Here is a 280-nt window from a genome sequence, read left to right on the forward strand (position 1 = left end):
CGCCGGTTGGATGAAATGGCAGGTTGTCACGTTGGGTGAACGGCTGGAAAGCGCCCGGCAGGAGAACGGCCGGATTGCGGCGGCGCTGACCGATACCCGCGCGGCGATCGACACGTTGCAGGCGGCGGTAGGTGTGCTGGCGCAGGAAGAGGAAAAGTTAAGGGGCGACCTAAACGCCGCGCACCGGCTGGCGCTGACGCGTGAGCAGAAAATACAGAGGTTACTCAATGAAAATCAGCAATTACGGGACTGGTTTAACACTGCTTTGCCTGCTGACGTT

At 59.6% G+C, this 280-nt stretch carries 1 protein-coding gene; it reads left to right on the top strand.

Annotation, left to right across the window (positions count from 1 at the left end):
* Window positions 1-280 (top strand): hypothetical protein (locus JYB63_RS23060; RefSeq protein WP_205660245.1); only part of this gene is annotated, 280 nt, incomplete at both ends.

Source organism: Aliamphritea spongicola, assembly GCF_017051665.1.
Classification (GTDB): domain Bacteria; phylum Pseudomonadota; class Gammaproteobacteria; order Pseudomonadales; family Balneatricaceae; genus Amphritea; species Amphritea spongicola.